Below are 23731 nucleotides of genomic sequence, written 5' to 3' on the forward strand. Positions count from 1 at the left end.
CATTAATATGCTGACAAATATCGCTTTATTCTACCCAACCTGAAACAGTAATTCGATGTTTATGTGCTGGGTTCGATAAAACCTTAACACTATGCGGCATCGGGTGTGCCAATTTTAAAATGGCTAAACTATTAAACTTAGGTTCGAGCTGCTTTTTAAAGAATTTAATCTTTTTCGGGTATAACTCTAATTGGCCGCCATATTTTTTCTGCCACCCCTTTGATAATTGGTAAATAAAAGCATACTTACCGGCACTGCCATCAGTATGGTAGCTAATAAACTGCCCAGCCTTGAAATCAGCGAAAAATGAATCTTGTAACTGCCCTACTATCAATTCCTCTTCTTTAAGCAAGTTAATGACTTTTTCACCAATACCTTTATGTAATTGAGACTGACCATGCTGTTTTGCATGCTTATTACTCGAGCGATAAAATGAAAATGAAAACTGTCGGCGCTTTAACGCTTGCCCTGCTTGCTTGTGACGACGCTTATCAATGATATCTGACGAAATTCGATCTTTAATATTCATTAGTGGCCGGTAAGGAGTCGTTAATAAATTCCATTTTTTAAAGTGATTTTCTTTAATAATTTTATCCCGCAATTTAAGTGCCTCATCATAAGATAAAAAATTATTAATTTGTACAAAACCATTTTTATCCAAGTATTCAATCCATTTCATATTAAAGTCATGTAGAAATATAAATTAACCTGCTACTACCATTAACATTTTTGTTCGCTATAATCAAAAAGCAGTTAGACAACAGTTCAATAAAAACACAAGTACTTAAAGGGAATAATTATGTCAGCATTACGAAAAGAAAAAAAAATTGCTAAAGATATTAACTTAGTTTACGACCTATCTGAAAAACCTAATTTAAGCCAACTTAAAGCGCACGAAGATCGTGCGGTTGTTGCGAAGCTAAAAGCAGATTTAGTATTACCTAACAATAAGATTTTAACTGTTGATATAGATTTTGACACCACAAGTGGCTACCATGATAACGCCATCATGGTGATGGATGATTTTGGTGTCGAAATGGTCGCCACAGCATTTGAAACAAAATATGGAAAAGAACATGCCGACAAAGTGCGTAAAGCATGGGCAAAAAAACAGCATGATGATTCACCAAGGAAACCAACTTATATGCTGGTTCAAAAACCTGAACTTGCTGATCAAGTACCTAATGTTTATGCTGCCTGTGGTGATGTTAGGCACCCCCCAAAAGAAGCTCCAACAAGCATTACTTAGTTTAAAGCAGTATTTTTTTATACGTGGGATTAGATTATGGCGAAGTATTTCGCCATCTATTCTGTTAGTGTTTTCCTTATTTAATACTGCAGCTGCTCAACAATTTGATAATCATTTCCCTAATGCTAGCACTATAATCCAAGATAATAGAGGTTTTATCTGGTTAGCCTCCCCTTCAGGGTTAATCAGACACAATAGCAAAGACAATATAGTATTTAATTCAAGTAACAATAACTGGCCATTGCCATTTGATTGGATCAATGACATCCATTTTATTGACAATAATAATTTACTGTTGGCAACTGAAACACATCAACTATGGCTGTTTAATACAACTCGAGGTGAGGCAAAAAAACTTGATATAAATATCCACCGAAACAGTATTTATCAAGTTATAGCACACAATGGTTACTATTATTTAGATGTCCCTAATAAACTATACCAAATAGACGCCGCAAACTTATCAACAAAAATATTAGCTAACGACTTTGATATCAATACACTCAAGAGTACAAACAAATATGTATATATATCATCAATTAAGGGGTTGTTCAGATTCAATGGGGCTGAGATAAAATTAATTAATGCGGGCAAAATATCGGCAATGACAACCATTGAAGATAAAGTAATCTTTGCCAATGCAGATACCAGCCAAATCATCATGTTAAGCGATAACGAAGATCAATATAGTATTAATGTCGACTCTCAAATTTCAGCTCTAACCGTATCGAATGCACAAGATAGTATTTATAGCGTTGATAAAAAAGGGGGATTAGAAAAATATACTCTTAATGAATTAACAAAAATCCCTCACACTTACCCTAATATTAAAGCGAGCTACGTAAAAAAAATATTTCATGATGAATCAGGCGTTTTATGGATACTAAATAACAGAGGTATAGAACAACTTATTCCTTCTATTACACAAAATATTTCTTTAATTTTTGATGTATTTATCAATTACATTGTACTTACACCACATCATAATAAACTTATTATAGGTAGCTATGGGGAAGGATTAAGTGAACAACCTTTATCTAACCCAACTTTACCTGAAAAGGTTAACAATAACTTCAGTAAGCGCGCAAAGATCATTACGGATCTATTTTCAGATGGGGAAACAATTTACATTTCAACTTTTGATGGTTTATGGCAATACAGCTCTACGGATCAGCAACTATCACGAGTAAACTTCTTAGAGAATAATAAATTATTATTAGACATGACTCATAAGGATGGTTTGCTTTATTTGGCATCAAATAATAATGGTATTTATATTTATGACATTGCTAACGCAAAGATTACCAAACATATTAAAGGTGAGCAGTTATCTTCAAATGAAGCCATTAATGTATTGCCACTCAGTAATAGTAAAATTTGGGTCGCTACGTCTTCAGGCGTTGATATATTCAACCAAGAAACAAATAGAAGTAATCCGCTAGTAGGCTTAGGTGAAAATAAAGTTATTTCTTTGCTTGAATACAAAAATAAGATTTTTGTAGCAACAAAAGGAGATGGTTTTTTTGTTTATAATCAGCAAGGAGAGCAGTTAGCGCATTTCGCAAAAGATCTTAACTTTAGCTATATGTCTCTAATTAAAGGTGAAATATGGGTTTCCGGACACCCTGGTTTATATGTTGTAAACCCTGAAAATTATCAAATTAAGATGGTGCCGAATACAGAAAAACTCACATTTACTAAAAAGCCAAAACTATTTAACGATATTGTTCATGTCGGTCATTATGGTGGCGTATTGAAAGTATCGTTGACACCTTTTAATAAATTAAACCCCAAAGTATATATCAGTAAAACTATCGCTTCAGGTAAAGCACAATTATTAAGTCGCTCTATAGAGATAGACTCCGCAAATGATGTGGTAACATTAGAGCTTGCCAGTTTAGACTTTAGACCGGGGCAAGAAAAGCAATTTAAATATCAAATTAATAATGGTGAATGGCATGCAATTAACGGTAACCAATTAACATTAACGGGGCTATCTTCAGGTACCTATAGTATAGAAATAATGGGCACAAATAGCCTTGGCCAATGGAGCGATTTTAAAGCCTACGCTGATATTAAGGTTGCATATCCTTGGTATTGGCATCCAAATATTAGAATACTCTATGCTGTAATCATTACTCTAATAATCACCTTAACATTTTGGCTTCTGTATTTACGCAGCCGTTCCATTAGTCATATTCATCAGCTATTAAATGATGAAATCAAAACCCATGGCCAATCTGCTGCAATCATTCGTCGTAAATTACAAAAAGTACAAAAACTGATAAAGCTAAATGAAGTAATAAATTCAAACAACTTAAAAGCAGAAAATGAAGACGGTAAATTAGCCGCCCAAGCATTAATTTCTGAATGCATTGCAGAATTAAAAACAAAACATAGTCACGCCGAACCAAGTAATCTATCGGGTAGCTCTTTAACCGTTGCATTGCCTTACTTAGCAGACTATTTTCACCAGCAATATCATGTTTTAGTTTCGGCACAGCTTGATATTGATTGTGAGAAAATCGACTATGCAATACAAACCGCAATTTATCGAATTGTTTATGAAGCCATATTAGCCGCAATTAACAATGGTAATGGTGGCGTATTTTCAGTGCATGTGAATGAATCAAATGAAAAAATTTGGTTGAAAGTTACTGATAACGAACAAAGCTTTGCGCAATTTAACAGTAAAATTAATTTTGACATGGCAATGTACTATATTCGTCAAATTGCCAATAAATTTAACGCCACCTTTCATACTTATGATAATCAGGAGCATGGCAGTGAAATTATCATCTCAATTCCTTTGATGAAAATGTCTTAAGCCAGTAAATTATGTACAAATGGCAGTTACTAAGTATTACGTTTCAGTTATCACTGTCACAAAAGAAACTCACTGACATATGAGTTTAGGCCTCGTTAATTAAAAAGTCATAGCACTATTACGCCAACCTATTCTCGTGTGACTCGAAGCTTAAAACTCCATTTGTGTATGACTCTCTCTCATTCCCACCAAAATGGCATTTCTATATTTATTTTAACGTCAATTTTCTAAACTAGCATCAAAGGCAAAGAAAGAGTAAAATACGCCCCCTTAAATTCTCTAGCAAAAACTAGAATCAATTTCATAGTAAAGATTAGGCGCGAATAAATGAGTAAAAAGCTATACATCAAAACTTGGGGCTGTCAAATGAACGAGTATGACTCGCAGAAGATGGCTGAATTGTTAGACTCCACCCACGGGTTTGAATTGGCAGAAGAAGCCGAAGACGCTGATGTGATTTTGTTAAATACTTGTTCTATTCGTGAAAAAGCTCAAGAGAAAGTTTTCCATCAACTTGGTCGTTGGAAAAACCTTAAAGCTGAAAATCCTGAACTGGTCATTGGTGTAGGTGGTTGTGTTGCATCACAAGAAGGTGACGCTATACGTCAGCGTGCACCTTATGTTGATATGGTTTTTGGACCACAAACCTTGCACCGCTTACCTGAAATGATCCAACAAGTAACTGGTGAAAAAAATCCAGTTGTTGACGTTAGTTTCCCTGAAATTGAAAAATTTGATCGTCTTCCTGAGCCTAAGGCTGAAGGTGCGACTGCTTTTGTTTCCATTATGGAAGGTTGTAGTAAATACTGTACTTTCTGTGTAGTGCCTTATACTCGCGGCGAAGAAGTTAGTCGTCCACTTGATGATGTACTTTATGAAATTGCGCAATTAGCAGAGCAAGGAGTTCGTGAAGTAAACTTACTTGGTCAAAATGTTAACGGTTATCGTGGTGATTCACATGACGGTAGCATTTGCCGTTTCTCAGAACTATTACGTTTAATTGCCACTATCGATGGTATTGATCGCATTCGTTACACCACATCGCACCCTATTGAATTTACTGACGACATTATTGACGTATACAAAGATGTGCCAGAATTAGTTAGCCATTTACATTTACCAGTACAAAGTGGCTCAGACAGAATATTAACGCAAATGAAGCGTGGCCATACTGCAATTGAATATAAGTCTCAAATTCGCAAATTGAAAAAAGCACGCCCAGATATTTGCATGTCATCAGATTTCATCATTGGTTTCCCAGGTGAAACAGATGCAGACTTTGAGGCAACGATGAACTTGATCAAAGCGGTTGATTTTGATTTAAGCTTCAGCTTTATTTACAGTGCACGACCTGGTACTCCAGCGGCAGACATGGTTGATGACATTAGTGACGAAGTTAAAAAACAACGTTTACAAATATTACAGGACCGTATTAGCCAACAGGCTCTGCATATTGCTCGTCAAATGCTAAATACTGAACAGCGTATATTGGTTGAAGGCCCATCAAAGAAAAATCCGATGGAGCTTCGTGGCCGCACCGAAAACAACCGTATCGTCAACTTTGTTGCACCACATTCGGTTATAGGACAATTTGTTGATGTAAAAATTACCGATGTTTATGCCAACTCACTTCGTGGTGAATTAGTCCGTCAAGAAAGCGAAATGGGCTTACGTATTGCACATTCTCCGGCTGACATACTTGCAAACAACCATCACCAAACGAGTGAAAGTTCAACTAACGAAAATTCTGTTGATGAACTTGGTGTGGCAACGTTTACCCCTTAAAAATAGGCTTAACGGTAACTAACTCGCTTATTTACCGTTTTCATTTTGTTATCTGTATCAGGAATAACTTTTGAGTAAAAATACCAGTATTACCTTTGAATTATCCCCAGCTGATAATAACCGGCTAGCAAACCTTTGTGGTGCTATTGACGACAATCTTAAAACGATTGAACGTCGTATGGGGGTTGAAATCAGCTATAAAAGCCACGAATTTAAAGTTACTGGCAAAACCATAAACTGCCAAGCAGTAAAACAACTTTTAGTTAATCTATACCTTGAAACAGAAACCGTTAAAGGTAGATCGAAAGATATTACGCCTGAGGTTGTACACTTAGCCATTATTGATGCTGGTACCCTAGAAACAGAGCCAACTCAACTTGATGCTAAATTTGACGACATGGTTACCATTAAAACCAAACGTGGCATTATTAAGCCTAGAAATGAAAACCAGCAAAATTATGTTCGTAACGTTATCACTAACGATATTAGCTTCGGTGTTGGTGTTGCAGGCACAGGTAAAACCTATTTAGCGGTCGCTTGTGCTGTTGACGCATTAGAACGCCAAGAAATTAGACGTATATTACTTACTCGTCCAGCAGTTGAAGCAGGTGAAAAACTTGGTTTTCTTCCTGGTGATTTATCGCAAAAGGTCGATCCATATTTACGCCCACTTTATGATGCCTTATTTGAAATGTTAGGTTTCGAAAAAGTTGAAAAGCTTATTGAACGTAATGTTATTGAGGTTGCGCCACTAGCTTATATGCGCGGCAGAACTTTGAATGATGCTTTTATTATTCTTGATGAAAGTCAAAATACCACCGTCGAGCAAATGAAAATGTTTTTAACCCGTATTGGCTTTAATTCACGCGCGGTAATCACTGGTGATATTACACAAGTAGATTTACCTCGAGGACAAAAATCTGGGCTACGTCATGCAATTGAAGTACTAGATGATATTTCGGGAGTCAGCTTTAATTTCTTTCAATCTAAAGATGTAGTGCGACACCCTGTCGTTGGCCGTATTGTTGAAGCGTATGACGCCTTTGAACAAAAAGAGAATCGTTTGAAACAAGAAAAGCATCAACGTAAAGCTGATGAAATAGCTCGCGCTGCAAATAATTTAAGTGAAAGTTCAAATGAAAAGTAACGGTCCAACTATTGACGTTGATTTACAAATTGCTTGTGACAACGGAAATTTGCCTAGCCAGAAAGATTTTCAATGTTGGGCTGAAGCTGCATTAAAACAATTTAACAAGCCATTTGAGTTAACGATTAGATTAGTTTCAAGTGAGGAAAGTCAGCAGCTCAATAGCCAATACCGTGGAAAAGATAAACCAACCAATGTTTTATCTTTTCCATTTGAAGTGCCAGAAGGAATTAAATTAAATTTGCTAGGCGACTTAATAATTTGTATTGCAGTTGTCGAAGCTGAAGCTGAAGAACAGAAAAAAGCATTGAAAGCCCATTGGGCACATATGGTCGTTCACGGTTGTTTACATTTACTGGGGTTTGACCACATTAATGATGATGAAGCAGAAGAAATGGAAGCGCTGGAAAGTAAAATTATCACCACATTAGGCTTTCCTGCACCATATGAGATAAACGAAAACTAGCGATAGCGGAAATTGTAGTTAATTAAATTAGTTTAATGAAATTGTAACAGAGTCATAAAATAACGATTTAATACTTGAAATAATTAAAAATCGGTTACAAACTAATCAACTACTTTTTGAATTATACATTCGAACAACAAGGATATAACAAGGCTCTATGAGCGACGACCACCCCCACTCTAGTAACGGTTCTACTAATAAATCAATCTTGGATAAAATTGTTCAGGTGTTTACAGGAGAACCGAGAAATAAAGAAGAGCTCGTTGATGTATTAAACGATGCTGAAGACCGAGAACTCATCAACCCTGAAATCAAACAAATGATTGAAGGTGTACTTGAAGTATCTGATATGCGTGTACGCGATATCATGATCCCGCGCTCACAAATGGTGACGTTAGATATCAAAGATGCGATAGAGAAATCATTGCCAATAATTATTGAATCTGGGCATTCTCGTTTTCCGGTTATTAATGAAGATATTGACCATATTGAAGGCATTCTCTTAGCGAAAGACCTGCTCGCCTTTGGTTTTAAGCAAACTGAAGAAGAGTTTACTTTAGATAAAATTATCAGGCCTGCGATTATCGTTCCAGAAAGTAAAAAAGTTGATCCGTTATTAAAAGAATTTCGACAGCAGCGTTATCATATGGCAATTGTCGTCGATGAATATGGTGGTGTATCAGGTGTTGTTACAATCGAAGATATCCTTGAACTTATCGTTGGTGAAATTGAAGATGAAACCGATGACGCAATAGAAGAAGATATAAAGCATTTAGCCGGACAAGTTTACCAAGTAAAATCTTTAACTAATTTAGCTGACTTCAATGAATTCTTTAATGTGCAATTTAATGAAAGCGACGCTGATACCATTGGTGGCATTGTATTACAGCACTTTGGCCATATGCCGAAAAAAAGTGAGCATGTAACAATTAATAAATTTATCTTTAAAGTAACGTCTGCCGACAGTCGACGCATTCAAACATTGCAAGTTACAGTACCAAAAGCACATCAAGTTACGGGTAAAATCGTTGACTAAATCTACATGTTAAACAAACTTTTCTCTCGAGTTAAACGAAATATCACCAATAAAGAAAATGGCCTTAGCTTATTGCTAGGGCTAAGTTTGGTATTTAGTTACGCGCCCTACTCTCTTTACGGTATTGTTTTTATTGTTTTACCTATTTGGCTGTCCACACTTCGAGGGAGATCTGCAAAAAATGCCGCTAAACAAGGCTTTATTTTTGCCTTTGGCTGGTTTGCCGCAGGTATTAGCTGGGTTCATGTCAGTATCGATCAATTTGGCGGCCTACCGTTAGCCATTTCGTTATTACTAATGCTATTGCTATGTTTATATTTAGCACTATTTTTAGCTTTAGCCTGTTATCTAAGTGCCCGCTTGTCGCTAAATAATGGGGTAAATTTATGGCTACTCTTACCATTTTGGTTATTAGCTGAATTTTTACGTGGTGTATTCTTAACCGGTTTCCCTTGGCTAACTTTAGGTTACAGTCAAATTAATAGCCCATTATCAGTTTTTGCCCCAGTTATTGGTGAGAAAGGAATCAGTGCACTGGTTATTTTCCTTAGCATTAATCTTCTCTACCTAGTTAAAGGCACTGGTAAAAACACAAAGAAAACACGTTATTTTGCAGCGAGTGTATTGCTAAGCATAACTTTGCTATCAGTACTTCTGACCAACACTTCCTGGGTTACTCCTACAGGTAAAAAAGTAAATACCGCCATTGTTCAAGGTAATATTAAACAGGAGCTTAAATGGGCTCCTGAGCAAACATGGCCAACCATGCTAACCTACCTAGACTTAACACGAAAAAATTTCCCTGCCGAATTAGTTATTTGGCCTGAGTCAGCCATTACGGCTGTTGAGCCAAGCACACAAGCACAAGAATTTTTGCAAATAGCACAAAGTTCAGCGTTACTAAATAACAGCGCTATTATTTCCGGTATTATCGATTACAATGTAAACACAAAAAACTACTATAATAATTTAGTTGTTATTGGTAAATACAGTGCAAACGACGAACTTGGTGGTTATCAATACAACAACAGCAATCGCTATGCGAAGCACCATTTATTGCCCATTGGTGAGTTTGTTCCATTTGCGGAATGGTTACGACCATTAGCACCCTTTTTTAACTTACCAATGTCATCATTTAGCCGTGGCGAATATCAACAAAAGAACTTAGTAGCTAATGGCTACCAAATTTTGCCACTTATTTGTTTTGAAGTGGCCTTTGCAGAGCAACTAAGTGCTAACTTCTCAGACCAAACTGACATGTTGTTAACAGTAAGCAACGATGCCTGGTTTGGTGACTCTCATGGTCCGCATCAGCATTTAGAGATTGTTCGCATGCGGGCTTTAGAATTTGGCCGACCATTTTTACGGGCAACCAATAATGGTATCACCGCATTGGTGGATCATCATGGCAATATCACTAATCAAATACCACAATTTGAAGAAGCAGTATTAAATGGCCAAGTGGCAATCGTTCGCGGCGTAACACCTTATGCCCGCTATACTCGTGTAATTGATTTTGCTATTCCATTACTATTTTTAGCCGTGGCATTAGTACGCCTGTATAGGGAAAGACGAACTGCAGCGTAATTAACGCCAGCATTGTCTTACTTCCACTATTTGTTAACAAGTAAGCGCCGATATACTGCAATTAACCATCCTATCTAGTTGCCTTCTGTAACGAAATAACAATTAATTACATTCTTTTTAAACCTTTTCCTTTCTCATAACGACTTAAGTTTATGTCAGTGTTACTTAGCAAGTAATTTTGCTCAATAACAAACACTGATTATTGACATTCGGGGGAAAAGTCATGTCGATTAAAGACACCAGTGCACAAGATAGTAAAATAATAACAACCACATCCAGCAAAAAACGCTGGCTAGTTTTAACCCTAGCTGCCTTAGTGATCGTAAGTTTTATTTGGCAAGTTGCACCAGCAGCATCTCGCTGGAGTAAAGCTCAACAGTCAGTATCACTTGAACGAGTCAGGCTCGCTACAATTACTCAAGGCGACTTCACACGTGATATTTCGGTACTAGGCCGTGTCGTTGCAGCCGTTAGTCCAACCGTATACAGCCCTGCCGATGGTACTATTACTTTAATGATTGAAGCGGGCCATGAAGTAAAACAAGGGCAAGTTATTGCTAAACTTGAAAGTCCGGAATTAAACAGCCAATTGTTTCAACAACAAGCAACTTTAGAAAGTTTGCAATCTAGCTTTGAACGTCAAAGCATACAAGCAAAGAAACAACGCTTAATTGATCAAAAAGCAGTTGATTTAGCTAATGTAAAATTGATTACTGCAAACCGAGAAAAGCGTCGTGCAGACTTAGGTTATGAGAAAAGTGCTATTAGCCAAATCGATTTTGAAAAAGCGCAAGATGAATTAGAGCAGGCAAACTTACAGCATAAACACGCAGTACAAGACGCGGCATTAAATGCGGAAAGTTTAGACTTTGATAGCAAATCATTAAAGCTCGATATTCGCCGTCAAACTTTGTTGGTGAAAGAACTTCAACGTCAGGTAGACGGCTTAAATATCGCGTCGCCAGTTAATGGCATTGTGGGTAACCTTAGTACCGACAATAAAACCTTTTTAAGTAAAAACCAAGCAATTCTAACCATAGTTGATCTTTCGCAGTTCGAAGTTGAAATAGAGATCCCAGAAAGCTATGCCGATGACTTAGCCATAGGCATGGAAGTTAATATTCAATTTGAACAACGGCCCTTTCGTGCTCGCTTAGTAACAATTTCCCCCGAAATACTGAACAATCAGGTTACTGGGCGAGTGCGTTTCACCGATGAAACGCCAAGAAAGTTACGTCAAAATCAACGCTTAAACACACAAATTATTTTGGAATATAAAGAAAACGTACTGCAAGTACAGCGTGGACAGTTTCTTGACAGCAGTGGTGGTCGTTTTGCATATAAAGTGGTTAACGGTCTCGCGGAGAAAACAGCTATTACCACAGGTGCCCGCAGCTTAAGTCATGTTGAAATATTACAAGGTTTAAATGTAGGTGACCAAATAATTATTTCGGGTACCGACACCTTTAATGCCGCCGATCAAGTATTACTCAGTGACTAGGGGCTGTTGAACTTTCAGTTTATAGCTCTGTTGCTCTTGAAAAAGGTGTTAATCGAGGCGCTTAATTTAATGTTTGGTTGTTCCAAATGCACTTTAAGCAACAAAGAGTAACGCTTTTTCAAGGCAACCCAAAGGGCTATGGCTAATTTTCAAGCTAACATCGTTGGAAAGCATTAAAGTAGAATAACTACATAGCATGATTTCCGCCTTGTTATCTTAAATATTAGCCGATAGCAGAGACTAAAATGAAAGAGCAATAGCCCCTAAACGCACTCAAATTAAAATAGCGATAATAAAAGCGCAGTTCGCTGCCTAATCTATACAAGGGAACTTAACATGTTAGTAATGAAAAATATCAATAAAATATTTCAAACCGCCGATATCCAAACACACGCACTGCGCGACTTTTGTTTACAGGTTAACGAGGGTGATTTCGTCAGTGTCACCGGCCCTTCCGGCTCAGGAAAAACAACATTTTTAAATATTGCCGGCCTGCTTGAAACCTACACTAATGGCGAGTTTTTACTTGATGGCGAAGATGTAGGTAAGTTAAATGACAACGGCCGCTCTCGAATGCGAAACCAAAAAATAGGCTTTATATTTCAAAGTTTCAATCTGATCCCTGACTTAAACTTGTATGACAATGTCGACGTACCATTACGTTATCGTGGTTTTAATGCTAAAGAAAGGAAGCGTCGAATAGAAGAAAACTTAGAACGCGTTGGTTTAGCATCGCGAATGAAACATCTACCTAGTCAACTATCTGGTGGACAACAACAACGTGTCGCTATTGCTCGAGCACTTGCTACTGATCCACGTTTTTTGTTAGCAGATGAGCCAACTGGTAATTTAGATTCTGAAATGGCGAAAGGCGTAATGAGTTTACTTGAAGAGATTAATCAACAAGGTACCACCATTATTATGGTGACACACGATGCTGAATTAGCACAACGTGCCAAACGCACCATTCAAGTCAAAGATGGCCGAGTAAGTGAATTGGAAATTGTCGCGTCGAACGCCGATAAAGCGATTGCCTAACTTAATTCCAACAAGGACAAGGATAAAAATATGTTTAGTTACTATTTACGACTTGCTTGGATCAGCATAGTTCGACACTGGGGCTTAAGCCTATTAATGGTATGTGCTATAGGTTTAGGCATTGGTGCGGCGATGACTACGGTAACAGTAAATTACCTGATGTCTGCCAACCCTATTCCAGAAAAAAGTGAGCAATTATTTTATGTGCAACTTGATAGTTGGGATGTTAATGACCCATTTGATGACGGCTTAAATCCACCTGATCAATTAACTTTTACAGATTCAACCAACTTAATGCGGGCGCAAAAAGCATTTCGTCAAAATATTCAAGCGCAAGCGTTCGGGGTAATAGAGCCTGAAGATCCAGAGATATTGCCTTTAATCGTTAACGGCCGAGCAAATTCAGCTGACTTTTTCTCCATGTTTAACGTGCCATTTATTTACGGAAGCGGCTGGTCGAATCAAAGTGATGAAAGCAAAGAGTTTGTTGTGGTTTTAAGCAAAGAAACTAATGACAAGCTATTTGGTGGTACAGACTCCGTCGGCAAGTCTATAAAACTTGAAGGCAATATGTTTCGTGTGGTGGGGGTCATTGATACTTGGCAACCTAAACCCCGCTTTTACGATATAACTACAGGCGCTTTTAATGACTCTGAAGACATTTTTGTTCCGTTTCACTTAATTGAAGACGAAAAAATATCTCGGTCAGGAAACACCAATTGTTGGAAACCTTCAGGTGATGGCTTTAAAGCATTTCTTGCTTCCGAATGTATTTGGACTCAATTCTGGGTGGAGTTAAAAACTGAGCAAGACAAACAAGATTATTTGCAATTTCTTAATGCTTATGTTGAAGAGCAAAAGCAGTTTGGCCGTTTTCAACGCCCGTTAGATAACCGTTTAAGTAATGTAATGCAATGGTTAGAGGCACAAGAAGTTGTTGCAGACGACGCGCAAATGATGATGGCTATGTCATTTATGTTTCTCATTGTATGTTTACTTAATACTGTCGGTTTATTACTGGCAAAATTCTTAGGTAAAGCACCAGAAATTGGTTTGCGCCAAGCATTAGGAGCGAGTAAAAGTACCCTGTTTAGTCAGTACATTATTGAATCAGCTTGCATTGGCATTTTAGGCGGAATACTCGGTTTGTTTCTGGCTTACTTAGGGCTAAAAGGTGTTGAAAACCTTTATGGTGATTATATGCAAGGCTTAGCAAGTTTAGATACTAACATGGCGATATTAGCCGTTGCTCTTGCACTTATTTCAACCATATTAGCCGGTTTATACCCAACATGGCGGGCATGTAATATTCAGCCCGCCCAACAATTAAAAAGCCAATAAATTGCCAGCAAAAGTAGGAAATAACTATGTTAGAAACAGGACTTATTATCCGCGCCTTAGCGCGCAATAAAATTGGTGCCTTACTTATTGCACTGCAAATAGCGTTAACAATGACGATTATGGTCAATGCGATTTTTATGATCCAAGATCGCCAACAACAAATGCAGCGTGACAGTGGTCTAGATGAAGCTAATACTTTTTATCTTACCAATACGATATTTGGTCAAGACTATAATATTCAGGCGCAATTACAAACCGATTTGCACATGATCCGCAATACCCCAGGTGTTGTAGATGCAATTCAAATTAATGCGATCCCGTTAAGCAGTAGTGGTTGGTCTATGGCATTACAACACGAGCCTGGTGAAGACAAAGATGCGGTAGGCACTGCGGTTTACATGGTTGACGAGCACGCCATTAATAGCATGGGACTAGAGCTCATAGCTGGCACTAACTTTACTCAAGAAGATATCGAACTACGTAAAGACGGGCAGTCAACATGGCCAGCAAAAACTATTATCACTAAGGCATTTGCTGAGAACTTATACCCTGATGACTGGCAATCAGCTATCGGAAAAACGGTATATATTTCACAAACTCAGCCAATGCAAATTATTGGTATTGTTAAAGCATTACAAGCGCCATGGAATGGCTGGAATGGTGTTGAACGCAGCATGTTAGTGCCGTTTCATCGAGAGTCTAAAGGTAGCTATTACTTTATTCGTACTGAAGAAGGCCAGCGTGATGCCCTAATGCCAGTTATTGAAAAAGCCCTAGCAGAAAGTGATAAAGAACGTATTATTCGCCGAGTAACAACAGTTGAAGATACCCGTAAACGCAGTTATCGCCAGCATAATGCAACGAATAAAATTCTCACCACGGTTGTGATAACACTAACCCTAATTACAGGGTTTGGCATAGTAGGCTTAGCTATATTCAGTATTAATAGACGCACCAAACAAATCGGTACACGTCGCGCTCTTGGCGCAACCAAAGGCCAGATTATGCGCTATTTCATGATGGAAAATTTTATTATCTCAACCATAGGGAATGTTATTGGTTGTATCGGTGCTGTTGCACTTAACATGTGGCTAGTGAACACCTTTAACCTTTCTCCAATCAGTTTCGAACTCGTCGCTTTTGGCGTTGTTGCATTGTTTATTGTCGGTCAGCTGGCAGTATTATACCCTGCTAGAAAAGCGGCATTAATAGCACCTGCAACAGCAACCCGAACCATTTGATAACTTCGCGTTACTGACCGAAAACTGGAATAAACTATTGCTATCTATATTGGGCCCTCGGGCCCTTTTTTTATCTATAAATTCAATAGTCTTTCGACAAAAAATCAAGGTTTCTATATTTTTCATGCTAGTATTTAGCAACAAAAAAATAGAACCAAGGAAGTTTAATGAAGAGTTTGTCGACAACCATCAAAAGTGCATTAGTTTTTAGCCCACTAGTTTTTGCAGCATTAGCCCCATCAAATAGTTTGGCGCAAACCACAGTCATTAAAAACGTACAAGGCTATACACTTGACGGTAATAAGCTAAAGAACTTCTCTGCGATTCAATTTACTGACGATAAGATTGATCACCTTTATTCATCAAGCGATAAAATACCGAGTACAAAAGAGCTCACAGTAATTGATGGCCAAGGAAAAACCTTAATTCCAGGCCTCATAGATGCTCACGGACATATTCTAAGTTATGGCCTGAGCTTACTACGCGCTGACCTTGTTAATAGTTCCTCGGAACAAGATGCTGTTCATAAAACGTTAAAATACGCAAAAGAAAATATTGGTCTAACTTGGATACAAGGCCGAGGTTGGAACCAAACTCAGTGGCCCAGTAATGCATTTCCGACGGCAAAAAGCTTAGATAAGCTTTTCCCCGACCGACCAGTTTGGCTCAAACGGGTAGACGGTCACGCTGGCTGGGCAAATTCAAAAGCCATGGCTTTAGCTGGTATAAGCGCTGAGACCAAATCACCTGATGGTGGTGATATTATTAAAAGCGCCGATGGCCAGCCTACCGGCGTGTTTATCGATAATGCCATGGCACTTATCGATAATGCCATTGCACCACTCACCATGGAGCAACAAAAGCAAGTGCTAGTTAAGGCCATGGATACATTGGCTGGCTATGGCCTCACAAGCGTACATGATGCGGGTATTGACTCTGAAAATTTGGCTGCCTTTAAAGCACTAAGCCAAGAAGGAAAAATGAGTATTAGAATTAATGCTATGTTGTATTTACCATCAGATAATTGGCAGCAAACATTAGCAAAAGGTCATTATCAAAGCAGTGATGACATGCTAACTTTTAACAGCGTAAAAATTCAAGCCGACGGCGCCTTGGGCAGTCGTGGAGCGGCATTAATAGAAGATTACTCTGACCATCCTGGTCACAGAGGCTTGTTACTCAATACGCCAAAAGAATTTGAACTGCTTGTCAATACCTCTATGAAGTTAGGCTTTCAAGTTAACAGCCATGCAATCGGTGACAACGCCAATAAATTAGTACTCGATACTTATGAAAAATATATTGAAAAGACTGATAGTAAAGCACTAAGGCACCGTGTCGAACATGCACAAGTTTTAAGGCTTGAAGATATCCCACGTTTTTCTGAGTTAGGCATTATCGCATCAATGCAAGCAACACATGCAACTAGCGATAAAAATATGGCACAGGATAGATTAGGCGCAGACAGAATACTTGGCGCATATGCATGGCAAAAGCTACTTAACACAAATGCCATAATAGCTGCGGGTTCTGACTTTCCAGTAGAGTCACCTAATCCATTTTATGGCTTACATGCTTCAATAACCCGCCAGGATCATAGCAACAACCCTCAAGGCGGCTGGTTTGCGAAAGAAAAAATGACACCGTTACAAGCATTTCGCAGTTTTACATTAGATGCTGCATATTCAGGCCACCAGGAGCAGTTAATTGGTAGTTTAGCAAAAGGCAAAAAAGCAGATTTTGTTTTACTTGAGGAAAACTTATTCGACATTCCTCAACAAGATATATGGCAGATTAATGTCAACAAAACCTGGGTAGATGGCAAATTGGTTTATCAAAAAAAATAAACAATGGGGCTAATTAATTTAATCTGTCGCTATTGGCAAAGTTTAACTTATGTGGCGTTAGCGGCTATTACCATTGCTTCGTTATTTCCAGTAGAGCATTTACCTGCTGCACCCGGTAGCGATAAAACGCACCATTTTATTTCTTATTGCTTATTAATGTTGCCCGCAGCGCTTCGTCGACCGAAACATTGGTTAAGACTGGCCCTGTTTTATATCTTATGGAGCGGTATGATTGAGCTTATTCAACCGTATATTAACCGTTATGGCGAGTGGTTAGATCTATTCGCCAATATCGGCGGTGTGCTTTTAGCAATTATTATCGCCCAAAGCTTGCATTGGTTAATGGCAAAGCGAGCTCGCTAATATATTCGTCGCTATTTTTGCAAATCGCCTACTGTAAGGATGTATTTACTTAGATTAAAAAAGCCCTAATGGGCTTTTTTGCTTTTGACATAAACAGATCGTAATTACGGTTGATGCACAGTTACTCTGTTACGGCCACTTTCTTTCGATTGATACAAAGCATTATCAACATGTTCAAGCCAATGAGACACAGAACTAAATGTTGGGGCGACTTCTGCAATACCTAAGCTTATAGTGTATTTAATTTCAATATCGTTATAAATCACCACTGACTCTTCAACAGTTTTACGTAAACGTTCTGCAAAAACTTTTGCGTCATCAAGATGAGTATCAGCTAATAATATAACAAACTCTTCACCACCATAACGTCCTGAAACATCAGTTTCACGCACTTGTTCACGGATCACTTTTGCTAAATGTCGAATAACGTCATCGCCAACTAAGTGGCCATAGCTATCGTTGATCTTTTTAAAATGATCAATATCTAGCATCACTAAACTGCTTGAATGTTGGCTGCGAGTATAGCGTTTAAATTCAGCTTCAATACAATGCTGCCAATGATTACGATTAAATAACTTAGTTAAGCCGTCAGTTTGGCTAAGTACCGCCAAGTCAGCATTAACCTTTTCTAGTTCTTTTTTATGAATAGCATTATCGGTTACATCATAAACCAATAAGCACAAGTGACTTACTTCACCTGTGGCCGACATCAACGGAATAAAGGTAGTGTTTTGGTACATAAAATCTGCCGTACCCGTAATTGGCCGATAATTGTTAAATTTAAAAACATATGGCCTTTGCTCCCAAATAGTAAAGGCTTTGTTTTTCAGTAAAAATACAGACTCTGCCTTACGTCGGAACCAGTCTTCTGGGATTTCTTCAAAAAGAGAAAATAGCACCTGCCCTTTTACTTCACGTGGCAACAAGCCACTATGGTTTTCCATAAAACCATTCCAAATTTGAATACTATAATCTCGGTCAAGCACCACTAAGCCAACGTCAATGGTGTGCAACATTTCCATTAACCAATGTAATTCATTTAACTGATCTGTTTGTACTGACATCATTAATCCAATAAGTAAGCAATTTTGTTATTAAGTGTGGTAACCGACTCTTCAGTAAAAAGTAAAAGTAAATCACATTTTATCGGGTAGTTTTCGATACTGTAGCTGATCTCTATGGCGAGAGTTTTCTTCCACTTGTTGGTATTAGTCGCAATAAGTTCAGAAATCTTTCGATGCTGTCCCAAAACTACTGGGTGACCTTGGCTAAACGACATATCAAGCTGAGTTGATATTCCACTTAAGCAAGCACCAATTAATAAGTTTGCCATATCCATCAATAATTCTAACTCAATGTTATTATCAAGCTCATGATGGTAATTCATTAATGAAGCTACATCTTTAAAGCTTGAGTCATTTAGAATCAGTAATGCTTCACCTGAAATCCCCGCACCGATAAAACCTTGGCATATACCCGAGGTTTTTTCTTTCGACTCAACATCAGACAAAGCCATTGTTAACTCGCTCACTTCAATTAAGTTAACATTAGGAATTGGCAATAAAACAAAAACATCAAGCAAGCGAGCTAATAAATCCCCCGCCTGTCCCATAGCGACGTTAGCAATTTCTTGATAACAATCACGCATATCGTTATCAAGTTCAATAGTGGATTTTTCAGGCTTAGTAAATGTGTCTTGGCTAGGAGAGCTACTTTCTGCAACCGGAGGTAACTCAATATGTTCAGTCTGATTTTCTTCAATGGCAACTTGTGGAACCGCTGCATTTTTTTTCTGTAAATCAGCTTGATTAAACACACCATAAGCTTGCAATATGTCAGTTAGCTTGTTTTTATCAACTGGCTTTTTAATAAAATCTAAAGCGCCTAAACTTTTCACCCGTTCATGGGCTTCTGGTTGAATATCACCAGAAATAACCACAACCAGAGTTGGTAAGTCTTGTTTTAAAATGGTTTCTAATACTTGATAACCATCCATTTCCGGCATATTCAAATCAAGTAAAAGTACGTCTCCTTTTCCTTCTTTAATTGCGGCTATCCCTTCAACGCCGTTTTTAGCAAAGGTTATATCGACATCCCATCCATCGGGAAGCGAGCGCGCAACTTGCTTACGCGCCATATTAGAATCATCACAAATTAACAAAGATGTTGGCATAAAGGAAAGAACCCTAAGTTGCTACTTCAAAATTTAGCTAAATCAAATTACTCAGCAAGGTATATTCACCAATACATATGCACGGTAAAACTGTTGTTACATTATAATAAACAATAGTTAGCTTTTGAAAATAAAACACGTTTTATTCGCAATTTTTCTTATGCAAAGGTAAGCTTGATCAATATTTTACCTCAGCTAAATGACCAAAAAATGAAAGTTTTCAAATTACCTTTAATCTCTGTGCTAAGCAGCCTAATGATATTTACTGCTTCGGCCGAAGTAGCAACCAATAACCTGAACGAAACCAGCAACTTGGTAATGGCTGGAAAAAAGTATGTCACTTTGTTAGGCAATCAAGTTAATTTAGGGCAGCAGGCGCCAAACTTTAAGGTTGTAACTGAATCATTTTCACCCGTGACATTAAATGAATTTAAGGGAAAACATGTATTAATTTCAGTAGTTCCTAGCTTAGATACTGGCGTATGTTCAATACAAACTAAGCGTTTTAATGAAGAAGTGGCAAATTTGCCAAACGATGTTGTGATGCTAACGATAAGTAATGACTTACCTTTTGCGCAAAAACGTTTTTGTAAAACAGAAAAAGTCGATAAAATCAAAGTGCTATCAGATGCAGTATGGCGTGATTTTGGCCACAACTATGGCCTGCTTATTAAAGATATGGGCTTATTAACCCGAGCAATCTTCATCATTAACGCCGATGGCAATATTGCCTATAAAGAGCTCGTTGGCAATATTTCTCAACATCCTGATTACGAAACCGCATTAACAAAGTTGAAGTCATTAAGCGAAGTCGCAGCCCCGAAAGAAGAAATAACAACAACTGAAGATTCAGAGTAATCGCTATTCAATAATCCATTAAAGAAACGCCCTTCAAATCGGTTTCTTTAATGGAAAATTAAATACTTTAAATACATTCCTATCAATGACTTATCGCATAAAACTCAAAATAAGTTAAATTTTATTTAACTTTTCTCTTGAAAAAAATCGCATCAATCCCATCTTTAATATTGTAGTCGCCGATAGGGTCTACATTAACCGCCTGTTCAATATTGAAAGGCACACTTAAACTCTGAAAGTTTTCAATTTCAGGTGCAATAATTCGCGGCAATAAAGCTGGCTTTAGCATCAGAAAAAACTTAAAGAGACAACATATTGCTAACCTAAAATAGGATATGAATTATGCGTACATCTACAGATTTCAGCCCACTTTACCGCTCATTTATCGGATTTGATCACTTAGCTGGATTAATTGATAAAGCCTCAAGAGCAGACAAACAATCTTCTTACCCACCGTACAACGTTGAATTATTGGCGGAAGATCAATATAGAATTACAATGGCTATTGCCGGCTTCGCTGAAGAAGAACTGGAAATAGAATCAAAGCAAAACACCTTAATTGTTACCGGCACAAAAGCCAGTAATAGTAATAAAGCCGAACGTAAGTTTTTACATCAAGGCATTGCCGAGAGAAATTTTGAGCGCAAATTTCAATTAGGCGACCATGTAAAAGTTATTGGTGCCTTTATGGAACATGGCTTATTACATATAGATTTAGAACGAGAAATTCCAGAAGCTTTGAAACCAAGAAAAATTGCAATTAATGGTAAAAGCTTATTAAATCAAGAAAATGCAGAGGAAAAAAGTTAACCCTTTTACTTGATTAGTTTCTCCCTTTTGTTTTTTGCCCAGTCATTGACTGGGCTTTTTTGTATTTAACATCGACATCACGGTTAAGCAAGTATTCCTAAATTTAACAATTGCGCTTTTAACAATTGTGCTTATAGTAAAACAATATCATTTTGAAAAACTAGGGTTAGCCAACTGAATATTCGCGCTACCATATACGTACGATTAGCTAAGATAATTTTCACCTTATCGCTATGTAGCAATGCCTTTGCAGCTAAGTTAAATGTTGTTACTGAACATTTAGCACCATTTCAGATCGTGACAAAAACTGGGGTTAAAGGCTTATCAACAGAGATTGTCACCGCTGTACTTGACGCCGCAAATATAGACTACCACCTTGAAGCACACCCTTGGACATTGTCATACAATAGTGCCCTACAAGACAAAAACACGTGTATCTATTCTTTAGCCAATATTCCTGAGCGCAAACCACTATTTCAGTGGGTCGGTCATATTACTAATAGTACGATTTCTTTGTATGCATTAAGTAGTAATCCAATCAAGATTAATCATTTAGCACAAGCTAAAAATTACAAAACAGCGGTAATTAAAGATGATGTAACTCATCACTTTCTAGCTTCTAAGGGCTTTACTGAAGATAAAAATCTTTATGTGATGAATAATTATGACGCCTTGTTACAACTACTTGAAACTCCAAGTCGTCAAATAGATCTTATTGTGCTTAATGACGATCTGCTCAATCATAGGGTTAAAAATTCAGTCGAAGCAGCAAAATATAAAAGTGTTTATGTTTTGCATGATTTAACCTTAGATTTTTATTTTGCCTGCAGTTTAAATACAAACAAGGAAATTGTGGAAGTACTTAAAACAACGATGAATACAATGGAAAAAGAAGGGAGATTTGCCAATATCAAACAAAAATGGCAAGGCAAGATGCTTAACCTAATATCACCTAAATATTAATAATTAGCTTATTTTAATATTTGATATCTATAAATTATCGGCACGCAGCGTTAAGCTGCGCACCTATTAAAATGCAAAAATTACTTAGCCATAACATCAAGTAAAGCGTGCACTGTTGCTTCTACACCTGCCTTCACGGCAGGTTCAGGGCTAACTTTAAATTGCGGACTATGGTGACTTGGCACCGCTGCGCCGCCAGCAGCTGCTCGCTCAAAATCAGCTTTTGGTGTACCACCAACTTTAAAATAAACACTTGGAATATAAGGCTCTGTAGTGAAGAAACCAAAATCTTCTGCGCCCATACCTGTTTCAGCAGGTTCAAGTAACGTCTCACTGCCCATTTTATCACTTAAAACGGTTTTTAAGCGCTTAGCAAGTTTTTGATCATTAAAGGTAGGTGGAAAAGAAAACTCACTCACGACTACTTCTGGTAACTTATCTTCTGGCATACCAGCAGTACGTGCTGTGCCAATTGCAATACGTTTAATTGCTGATAGTAACTGCTCACGCACTTCAGGCGTCAAACTGCGCACGGTTAATTGCAGTTTCGCTTGGTCAGAAATAATATTGTGTTTAGTGCCAGCATGAAAAGCACCAACGGTAATAACACCAGCATAACGTGGTGCTAATTCTCGACTAATTATGGTTTGTAAATTATTAACAATTTGCGCGCCTATAACAATAGGATCCTTTCCTTGATGCGGCGAAGCACCATGTGCCCCAATACCGTGAACCGTAATATCAACAGTATCCGCGCCAGCATAAGGAGAGCCTTCATCAACAACAATCTTTCCTGCTTCTGTATTAGCGCTTACATGAAATGCAAAAGCATAATTTGGTTGACCGAAACGCTGCCATAAATTATCTGCCATCATTGCAGAAGCACCAGGTCCTCTCTCTTCGGCCGGCTGGCCAATCAACATCAAGGTACCTGACCATTTGTCTTTATTTTCCGCCATATAACGGGCAGTACCAACTAAGCTGGTAATGTGCACATCATGACCACACGCATGCATAACGCCAACCATTTCACCATTCCAGTCTTTCATTTTTACTGTTGAGGCGTTACTTAAGCCAGACTGTTCAACCACCGGCAAGCCATCCATATCAGCACGCACCATCACCATAGGCCCGTCACCATTTTTCATTAGCGCAACTATGCCGGTACCACCAACGTTTTCAGTAACTTTAAAACCAGCTTCACTTAGCTCATTTGCTAACTTCTTTGCTGTTTTCGTTTCCATCAGCGAAAGCTCAGGGTTACGATGAAAATGATCCCATAATGGCGCTAAATGCTGTTGGTAATCATTGGCAATATCTTGGCGGATATTCTTTTCAAAGGCATAAACATTTGATGTCGCTATCGTAGCCAGAGTTAAACTCGCAGCTATTAAAATAGAAAGAGGTTTACGGTTCATTTATCACTCCATTTAACGCCGAGAAAAAATCATCTACTCGTAGTTTATTTCCAGCGTAATTTATATTGTTTTTATTAAATC

The 23731-nt window shown here is 37.9% G+C and carries 21 protein-coding genes; 16 read left to right on the plus strand and 5 right to left on the minus strand.

Going from position 1 to position 23731, the window contains the following annotated elements:
- Positions 1-25 precede the first annotated feature (25 nt).
- Positions 26-679 carry a 2OG-Fe(II) oxygenase family protein gene (locus AC27E9_RS07110; RefSeq protein ID WP_487128648.1) on the minus strand — a complete coding sequence of 218 codons (654 nt, stop codon included), beginning with the start codon at positions 677-679 and terminating at the stop codon, positions 26-28.
- Positions 680-799: 120 nt separating this feature from the next.
- Here AC27E9_RS07110 and AC27E9_RS07115 point away from each other — a divergent pair, with 120 nt between their 5' ends.
- The 13 genes from AC27E9_RS07115 (at position 800) to AC27E9_RS07175 (ending at position 17428) form a co-directional block, all read left to right on the plus strand.
- Complete coding sequence (locus AC27E9_RS07115) at positions 800-1249, plus strand: hypothetical protein (RefSeq protein WP_487128650.1); 450 nt, start codon at positions 800-802, stop codon at positions 1247-1249.
- Positions 1185-4076 carry a ligand-binding sensor domain-containing protein gene (locus tag AC27E9_RS07120; protein WP_487128652.1) on the plus strand — a complete coding sequence of 964 codons (2892 nt, stop codon included), beginning with the start codon at positions 1185-1187 and terminating at the stop codon, positions 4074-4076. The genes AC27E9_RS07115 and AC27E9_RS07120 overlap by 65 nt, the downstream gene beginning before the upstream one ends.
- Positions 4077-4403: 327 nt before the next feature.
- Positions 4404-5861, plus strand: a complete 1458-nt coding sequence (gene miaB / locus AC27E9_RS07125) for a tRNA (N6-isopentenyl adenosine(37)-C2)-methylthiotransferase MiaB (protein WP_487128654.1) — start codon at positions 4404-4406, stop codon at positions 5859-5861.
- A 70-nt stretch (positions 5862-5931) separates the two neighbouring features.
- Entirely contained in the window at positions 5932-7008 is a 1077-nt protein-coding gene (locus tag AC27E9_RS07130; protein ID WP_487128655.1) for a PhoH family protein, read from the plus strand.
- The gene (ybeY, locus tag AC27E9_RS07135; RefSeq protein ID WP_487128657.1) at positions 6998-7474 is read left to right on the plus strand and encodes an rRNA maturation RNase YbeY; all 477 of its coding nucleotides are present in this window, start codon (positions 6998-7000) and stop codon (positions 7472-7474) included. The genes AC27E9_RS07130 and ybeY overlap by 11 nt, the downstream gene beginning before the upstream one ends.
- Before the next feature lie 157 nt (positions 7475-7631).
- Complete coding sequence (locus AC27E9_RS07140) at positions 7632-8510, plus strand: CorC family transporter (RefSeq protein WP_487128659.1); 879 nt, start codon at positions 7632-7634, stop codon at positions 8508-8510.
- Positions 8511-8516: 6 nt separating this feature from the next.
- The gene (gene lnt, locus AC27E9_RS07145) at positions 8517-10097 is read left to right on the plus strand and encodes an apolipoprotein N-acyltransferase (protein WP_487128661.1); all 1581 of its coding nucleotides are present in this window, start codon (positions 8517-8519) and stop codon (positions 10095-10097) included.
- A 223-nt stretch (positions 10098-10320) separates the two neighbouring features.
- Positions 10321-11598, plus strand: a complete 1278-nt coding sequence (locus AC27E9_RS07150) for an efflux RND transporter periplasmic adaptor subunit (RefSeq protein ID WP_487128663.1) — start codon at positions 10321-10323, stop codon at positions 11596-11598.
- Positions 11599-11934: 336 nt separating this feature from the next.
- Positions 11935-12636 (plus strand): ABC transporter ATP-binding protein, encoded by a 702-nt coding sequence (locus tag AC27E9_RS07155; protein WP_487128665.1) that lies wholly within the window; start codon positions 11935-11937, stop codon positions 12634-12636.
- A 30-nt stretch (positions 12637-12666) separates the two neighbouring features.
- Positions 12667-13977 carry an ABC transporter permease gene (locus tag AC27E9_RS07160; protein ID WP_487128667.1) on the plus strand — a complete coding sequence of 437 codons (1311 nt, stop codon included), beginning with the start codon at positions 12667-12669 and terminating at the stop codon, positions 13975-13977.
- Positions 13978-14003: 26 nt separating this feature from the next.
- Positions 14004-15218, plus strand: a complete 1215-nt coding sequence (locus AC27E9_RS07165) for an ABC transporter permease (RefSeq protein ID WP_487128669.1) — start codon at positions 14004-14006, stop codon at positions 15216-15218.
- A 167-nt stretch (positions 15219-15385) separates the two neighbouring features.
- Positions 15386-17065 (plus strand): amidohydrolase, encoded by a 1680-nt coding sequence (locus tag AC27E9_RS07170; RefSeq protein WP_487128671.1) that lies wholly within the window; start codon positions 15386-15388, stop codon positions 17063-17065.
- A 3-nt stretch (positions 17066-17068) separates the two neighbouring features.
- Positions 17069-17428: a VanZ family protein gene (locus AC27E9_RS07175; protein ID WP_487128673.1), complete on the plus strand. Its 360-nt coding sequence runs from the start codon at positions 17069-17071 to the stop codon at positions 17426-17428.
- A 104-nt stretch (positions 17429-17532) separates the two neighbouring features.
- Here AC27E9_RS07175 and AC27E9_RS07180 read toward each other — a convergent pair whose 3' ends face one another.
- On the minus strand, positions 17533-18492 hold the full coding sequence (locus AC27E9_RS07180; RefSeq protein WP_487128675.1) for a GGDEF domain-containing protein: 960 nt from the start codon (positions 18490-18492) through the stop codon (positions 17533-17535).
- Positions 18493-18494: 2 nt separating this feature from the next.
- Positions 18495-19601 (minus strand): response regulator, encoded by a 1107-nt coding sequence (locus tag AC27E9_RS07185; RefSeq protein ID WP_487128677.1) that lies wholly within the window; start codon positions 19599-19601, stop codon positions 18495-18497.
- Between the two features lie 255 nt (positions 19602-19856).
- Here AC27E9_RS07185 and tpx point away from each other — a divergent pair, with 255 nt between their 5' ends.
- Positions 19857-20459: a thiol peroxidase gene (gene tpx, locus AC27E9_RS07190; protein ID WP_487128678.1), complete on the plus strand. Its 603-nt coding sequence runs from the start codon at positions 19857-19859 to the stop codon at positions 20457-20459.
- Positions 20460-20580: 121 nt separating this feature from the next.
- Here the strand turns inward: tpx and AC27E9_RS07195 are convergent, their stop codons facing one another.
- Positions 20581-20748, minus strand: a complete 168-nt coding sequence (locus AC27E9_RS07195; protein WP_487128680.1) for a hypothetical protein — start codon at positions 20746-20748, stop codon at positions 20581-20583.
- Positions 20749-20801: 53 nt separating this feature from the next.
- Here AC27E9_RS07195 and AC27E9_RS07200 point away from each other — a divergent pair, with 53 nt between their 5' ends.
- Together AC27E9_RS07200 and AC27E9_RS07205 are read left to right on the plus strand one after the other, a co-directional pair.
- Positions 20802-21269: an Hsp20 family protein gene (locus tag AC27E9_RS07200; protein ID WP_487128682.1), complete on the plus strand. Its 468-nt coding sequence runs from the start codon at positions 20802-20804 to the stop codon at positions 21267-21269.
- A gap of 216 nt (positions 21270-21485) precedes the next feature.
- Positions 21486-22232 (plus strand): substrate-binding periplasmic protein, encoded by a 747-nt coding sequence (locus tag AC27E9_RS07205; RefSeq protein WP_487129184.1) that lies wholly within the window; start codon positions 21486-21488, stop codon positions 22230-22232.
- An 80-nt stretch (positions 22233-22312) separates the two neighbouring features.
- Here AC27E9_RS07205 and AC27E9_RS07210 read toward each other — a convergent pair whose 3' ends face one another.
- On the minus strand, positions 22313-23650 hold the full coding sequence (locus AC27E9_RS07210; protein WP_487128684.1) for an amidohydrolase: 1338 nt from the start codon (positions 23648-23650) through the stop codon (positions 22313-22315).
- Between the last annotated feature and the right edge of the window lie 81 nt (positions 23651-23731).

The sequence above is a fragment of the Colwellia meonggei genome (genome assembly GCF_057537295.1).

Bases quoted from the DNA above. Each gene is read 5' to 3' on its own strand.
- AC27E9_RS07110 (WP_487128648.1), bottom strand. From the start codon at position 679: ATGAAATGGATTGAATACTTGGATAAAAATGGTTTTGTACAAATTAAT.
- AC27E9_RS07115 (WP_487128650.1), top strand. From the start codon at position 800: ATGTCAGCATTACGAAAAGAAAAAAAAATTGCTAAAGATATTAACTTA.
- AC27E9_RS07120 (WP_487128652.1), top strand. From the start codon at position 1,185: ATGTTTATGCTGCCTGTGGTGATGTTAGGCACCCCCCAAAAGAAGCTC.
- miaB (WP_487128654.1), top strand. From the start codon at position 4,404: ATGAGTAAAAAGCTATACATCAAAACTTGGGGCTGTCAAATGAACGAG.
- ybeY (WP_487128657.1), top strand. From the start codon at position 6,998: ATGAAAAGTAACGGTCCAACTATTGACGTTGATTTACAAATTGCTTGT.
- AC27E9_RS07140 (WP_487128659.1), top strand. From the start codon at position 7,632: ATGAGCGACGACCACCCCCACTCTAGTAACGGTTCTACTAATAAATCA.
- lnt (WP_487128661.1), top strand. From the start codon at position 8,517: ATGTTAAACAAACTTTTCTCTCGAGTTAAACGAAATATCACCAATAAA.
- AC27E9_RS07150 (WP_487128663.1), top strand. From the start codon at position 10,321: ATGTCGATTAAAGACACCAGTGCACAAGATAGTAAAATAATAACAACC.
- AC27E9_RS07155 (WP_487128665.1), top strand. From the start codon at position 11,935: ATGTTAGTAATGAAAAATATCAATAAAATATTTCAAACCGCCGATATC.
- AC27E9_RS07160 (WP_487128667.1), top strand. From the start codon at position 12,667: ATGTTTAGTTACTATTTACGACTTGCTTGGATCAGCATAGTTCGACAC.
- AC27E9_RS07165 (WP_487128669.1), top strand. From the start codon at position 14,004: ATGTTAGAAACAGGACTTATTATCCGCGCCTTAGCGCGCAATAAAATT.
- AC27E9_RS07170 (WP_487128671.1), top strand. From the start codon at position 15,386: ATGAAGAGTTTGTCGACAACCATCAAAAGTGCATTAGTTTTTAGCCCA.
- AC27E9_RS07175 (WP_487128673.1), top strand. From the start codon at position 17,069: ATGGGGCTAATTAATTTAATCTGTCGCTATTGGCAAAGTTTAACTTAT.
- AC27E9_RS07180 (WP_487128675.1), bottom strand. From the start codon at position 18,492: ATGTCAGTACAAACAGATCAGTTAAATGAATTACATTGGTTAATGGAA.
- AC27E9_RS07185 (WP_487128677.1), bottom strand. From the start codon at position 19,601: ATGCCAACATCTTTGTTAATTTGTGATGATTCTAATATGGCGCGTAAG.
- tpx (WP_487128678.1), top strand. From the start codon at position 19,857: ATGATATTTACTGCTTCGGCCGAAGTAGCAACCAATAACCTGAACGAA.
- AC27E9_RS07195 (WP_487128680.1), bottom strand. From the start codon at position 20,748: ATGCTAAAGCCAGCTTTATTGCCGCGAATTATTGCACCTGAAATTGAA.
- AC27E9_RS07200 (WP_487128682.1), top strand. From the start codon at position 20,802: ATGCGTACATCTACAGATTTCAGCCCACTTTACCGCTCATTTATCGGA.
- AC27E9_RS07210 (WP_487128684.1), bottom strand. From the start codon at position 23,650: ATGAACCGTAAACCTCTTTCTATTTTAATAGCTGCGAGTTTAACTCTG.